At 35.8% G+C, this 5,260-nt stretch carries 4 protein-coding genes; all 4 read left to right on the top strand.

The features are described from left to right. Positions 1-394 (top strand): S1 domain-containing protein (locus tag A9996_RS18910; protein ID WP_211272671.1); only part of this gene is annotated, 394 nt, incomplete at its 5' end. Positions 395-570: 176 nt separating this feature from the next. Further along, positions 571-2,994 (top strand): type I restriction-modification system subunit M, encoded by a 2,424-nt coding sequence (locus A9996_RS18905; RefSeq protein WP_066439015.1) that lies wholly within the window; start codon positions 571-573, stop codon positions 2,992-2,994. Continuing rightward, complete coding sequence (locus A9996_RS18900; protein ID WP_066439011.1) at positions 2,985-4,172, top strand: restriction endonuclease subunit S; 1,188 nt, start codon at positions 2,985-2,987, stop codon at positions 4,170-4,172. The genes A9996_RS18905 and A9996_RS18900 overlap by 10 nt, the downstream gene beginning before the upstream one ends. 23 nt (positions 4,173-4,195) lie before the next feature. Beyond that, positions 4,196-5,176, top strand: a complete 981-nt coding sequence (locus tag A9996_RS18895; RefSeq protein ID WP_066439002.1) for a DUF262 domain-containing protein — start codon at positions 4,196-4,198, stop codon at positions 5,174-5,176. The last annotated feature ends 84 nt before the right edge of the window (positions 5,177-5,260 follow it).

Genomic DNA, 5,260 nt, shown 5'->3' with positions numbered 1-5,260 from the left:
AATAACACAGAATGGATCTCACCGGTCAACAATAGATCAACACGTTAAATTAGTAGACACTTCCTATTTAATACAAAGTGTTTTGTACCAGTTGTTAGATGTTATTGCATGGTTTAAAATTCATATTAAATCCAAGCCAAAAACAGAAAACTGGACAAGGACTATTGAAAGGGAAAAGTCTCAAGCAGATATTATAAAAGGGATAGTTATCAATTTGAGTGTCAATAAAGGTTTTGCATTTCTACAACCTAATGATGGTTCGGACAATGTTTTTATTCCTCCTCATCTTGTCACTGAGAATAATTTAAAGGAGAATGATATTATTACTGGAGAAGTAGAAGAATACATCGATAATAGAACACAAGAATTAAAAAAAAGAGTAAAAAACTTATAGAATAATATGACCAAATAAATAATTACAAAAACATAAGTAAAGCTCTGTTTTCAAAAACATTTCCAGGCATTCGAACGCTACTATAACCTTAACTTCGGATTCTAAAAAAACTTTACAATAAAATCAATAATGACAAGAATATATACTAATAACTACCTAACAATAAGTAAGCATTAATGGCAATAAAAAAATCAGAATTATACAGCTCCCTTTGGGCAAGCTGTGACGAATTAAGAGGCGGCATGGACGCCAGTCAATATAAAGACTACGTATTGGTCATGCTCTTCCTAAAATACATCAGTGATAAATGGGCAGGACAACCTTATGCGCCAATTACAATTCCTGAGGGGTCGAGCTTCAAGGATATGGTGGCACTTAAGGGAACAACCGATATTGGCGATCAGATCAACAAAAAAATTGTAGGTCCGATTGCAGAAGCCAACAAACTGGCTGATATGCCGGACTTCAATGATGTGTCCAAACTGGGCAGTGGCAAGGAAATGGTGGATCGATTGACCAATCTAATCGCCATTTTTGAAAAGCCTGAATTAAACTTCAGTAAAAACCAGGCGGAAGGCGACGATATCTTAGGCGACGCCTACGAGTATCTCATGCGCCATTTTGCTACGGAAAGCGGAAAAAGTAAAGGGCAATTCTATACGCCTGCTGAGGTAAGTCGAATTATGGCAAAAATTATCGGCATCAATGATTCTGAAACTTCGGCAGATACCACCGTTTACGATCCCGCTTGTGGCTCTGGGTCTTTGCTTTTAAAAGTGAGTGGCGAAGCCAAAGGGAAAGTTACACTTTACGGACAGGAGAAAGATGCAGCCACTTCAGGTTTGGCACGTATGAACATGATTCTGCACGATTATCCAACCGCAGAAATTAAGCAAGGAAATACCTTAGCAAACCCATTGTTTTTAAATAAAGAGAACAACCTAAAAACCTTCGATTTTGTAGTTGCCAATCCGCCATTTAGTGATAAGCGTTGGAGCAATGGGCTGACATTACCTGACGATAATCCTTACAATCGTTTTGCAGATTACGGCGTGCCACCAGAAAAAAATGGCGATTATGCTTTTTTACTGCATATCGTTCGTTCTTTAAAACGACATGGTAAAGGCGCGGTCATCTTGCCTCACGGCGTGTTGTTCCGCGGGAATGCCGAAGCTGAAATCAGAAAAAACCTGATTAAAAAAGGGTATATCAAAGGAATTATTGGTTTGCCTGCTAACTTGTTTTACGGTACGGGGATTCCAGCTGCCATTATCGTGATTGATAAGGAAAATGCTCAAGACCGAAAAAGCATTTTTATGATTGATGCTGGAAAAGGTTTTGTTAAAGATGGTAATAAAAACAGACTTCGCGAACAGGACATTCATAAAGTAGCTGATGTGTTTAATGCCCAAAAAGAGATTCCAGGTTTTAGTAAAATGATTGCTTTGGAAGCTATAGAGGCTAACGAATACAATTTAAACATTCCAAGATATATCGAAAGTCAAGATACGGAAGACATCCAAGATATTGAAGCCCATTTAAAAGGCGGTATTCCTAATGCCGATATCGAAGCTTTAAAAAATTTCTGGGACGTGTATCCATCTTTAAAACCTGCAGTGTTTTCGGCTTTGCGCACCAACTATTCCAAACTCACAGTTCCTATCGAGCAGATAAAAGATGCCATTTTTGAGCACGAGGAGTTTGTGGCATTTAGCGAAGAAATGGATCAATTATTCAACACTTGGAAAACTGAAACTACCCAAGCCTTAAAAGGATTGGAAACGGGTTTTAAGCCCAAAGAACTCATTCATGATATTTCCGAAGATTTATTAAAACGATATAAAGGCAAGCCACTGATTGATGCTTATGACATGTACCAGCATTTAATGAGCTATTGGTTTGAGGTCATGCAGGACGATTGTTACTTGATTAACCAAGATGGGTGGGAAGCAAAAACGCATCGCATTATTGTTGAGGGCAAAGGGAAAACTAAAAAACAGGTGGACAAAGGATGGGGCTGTGATTTGATTCCGAAAGAATTGGTTATCGAGCGCTTCTTTAAAACAGAAAAAGAGGCTTTAGAAACCTTACAGACGGAAAAAGAGTCCATAGCAAGTAGCTTAACAGAGTTAGAAGAAGAGCATAGTGGCGAAGATGGCGTTTTTGAGGAAATGGAAAAAGTGAACAAAGCCAACGTAAATGCCCGCTTGAAGGAACTAAAAGCACAAAAACAAAAATCGACTGATATTATTGAAGAAGCTAAAATTCTAAATAACTACCTAAAGCTCCTCGACAAGCAAACCGAGACCAATAAAAAAATAAAGGAAGCTGAAGCCGAGTTGGATAAAAAATTGTACGCCAAATATCCAAAACTAACGGAGACAGAGATTAAAACCTTAGTAGTGGATGATAAATGGATGGAAACTATTGAAGCTTCAATAAAAGATGAAATAGATCATATCAGTCAACATTTGACCAATCGTATTAAGGAATTGGCAGAACGCTATGACCAAACTTTACCTGAAATTGATGTCAGGCTGAGCGCAGTCGAAGCCAAAGTAAATGATCATTTAGAAAAGATGGGACTGGTATGGAATTAACAAAAACTAAATATAAGCAGACGGAAATTGGTTTAATTCCGGAGGATTGGGAATTAGTGCCTTTTGATAGCATCTTTTCCTTTTATTCCACTTCTAATTATTCAAAGGCTCAAATGTCTGAAGCCGACGAAGTTGGATGCATCCATTATGGCCTCATTCATGCAATTAAGAATACGAATTTCGACTTAAAGAGTGGTGTCAAATACTATGTTACTTCTGAACAAGCAAAATATGAATTTGTTCGTGATGGAGATGTGATTATGGTCGATGCATCAGAGGATTTAGAAGGTATAAATAAATCAGTTGAAATTTTTGGTGTAGGAAATAAAAAATACATATCTGGACTTCATACATATTTACTAAGAGATAAGAAATATTTACTCGCTGATAATTTTAGAGGCGTCATTTTAAATTCACAATCTGTAAAGAATCAAATGTTACAACTTGCGGTTGGAATGAAAGTATTTGGAGTTTCAAAAACTCAATTAATCAATGTTAAAATTCCTCTCCCACCTCTCCCAGAACAAAAAGCCATCGCCCAAGTCTTAAGTGATACCGATACTTTAATCCAAACCCTGGAACAAAAACTTGCCAAAAAAAGAGCCATCAAACAAGGCGCTATGCAGCAGTTGTTGACGCCGAAGGAGGATTGGGAGGTTAGGAAGTTGGGAGAAATATCACACATTAAAACTGGTAAAAAAAACAATCAAGATAAAATATCTGATGGACAATATCCTTTCTTCGTTCGTTCCCAAAATGTAGAAAGAATAAATTCTTATTCTTATGATTGTGAAGCAATCCTAATACCTGGGGAAGGAGGAATCGGAAGTATCTATCATTATATAAATGGAAAGTTTGACGTTCATCAACGCGTTTATAAAATAAGTGAATTTGTACAAGATGTTTTGGGTAAATTCATTTATCTCTATATGAAGAAAAACTTTAATAGTCATGCAATGAAGAACTCTGTTAAAGCAACCGTAGATTCTCTAAGATTGCCGACCTTTTTGGAGTTTGAAGTTTCTGTCCCTCCAATTCAAGAACAAATCCGAATAGCCACCATTCTTTCCGATATGGATTTGGAGATAGGGCAATTGGAGCAAAAGTTGGAGAAGTATAAACTGCTAAAACAGGGGTTGATGCAGGAGTTGTTAACGGGGAGGATTAGGTTGGTGTAATTAATTAAACTTAAATTTTTAAAATGAATAAAATAGAATTAAAACCTGTAGGTAAAATCATTTTAAATGAAAATACACCTGATAGAAATCCAAGATTTGAGCACTATTTAATTCCATATTACCAAAGGGGATATAGATGGAGTGAAGAACACGTTTCCGCATTATTAGAGGATATTCATAATTTTATGCTGACAGACGAAAAAAAGTATTGTTTGCAACCTATCGTAGTCGTACCTGCAACGGATGAGAATGGATTAAATGTGTGGGAAGTAATTGATGGACAACAGCGCTTGATTACTATGCATATTATTTTTAATTACCTAAATAGGCCAAAATATTCTATACTATTCGAGAAAAGAGGGAAAAGTACTCAGTTTTTAGAAAATCTATCTCCTGAAACATTTAATGATGGAAACCCAGACTTTCATTTTATGAGTCAGGCTTATGGTACTGTTAAAGATTGGTTTGATGATAAGACAAAAAATGATGTAGGTTATATAGATGAGTTCAATTCCACATTAACTAAGAAGGTTGAAATCATCTGGTATCAAATAGAGGAGTTAAAGCAGCTTATAGACCTCGATGAAATTGAAAGTCGAAAAATTGATATTTTCAATCGATTAAATATTGGAAAGATTCCTTTGACAGATGCAGAACTTATTAGAGCATTGTTACTTTCTAAAATAAAACATGGTTTAAGTGATCGTGAAGCTATTTTAAGGCAAGCTGAAATATCCAATGAATGGCATCGCATAGAAATGGAACTTCGTCAAGAAGATTTCTGGTACTTCCTTCATAATAAAGCCTTAGAAGAAACTTCTTCTACCATCGAATTTATCTTTAAACTAATAGCAAACAACAACCATAAAAAATATTCAACTTATTTATGGTTTGAAAAGCAGGTTAAATCTGAAAGCCCAGAAGATGAAAAGAAGAATGCTATAAAATTATGGAACCTCACTAAAGAAAATTTCGGTAAACTTAAATATTGGTTTAGAAAATAATGAACTCTATCACCATTTAGGATTTATTTTGGCATTGGACGATAGTCCAACAAAAACAATCCGTAATATGATAGAAAATTCTAA

Source organism: Gelidibacter algens (assembly GCF_001678675.1).
Taxonomy (GTDB): Bacteria; Bacteroidota; Bacteroidia; order Flavobacteriales; family Flavobacteriaceae; genus Gelidibacter; species Gelidibacter algens.
The sequence above is the reverse complement of the archived record's forward strand: the minus strand, read 5'-3'. Positions and strand labels throughout refer to the sequence as shown.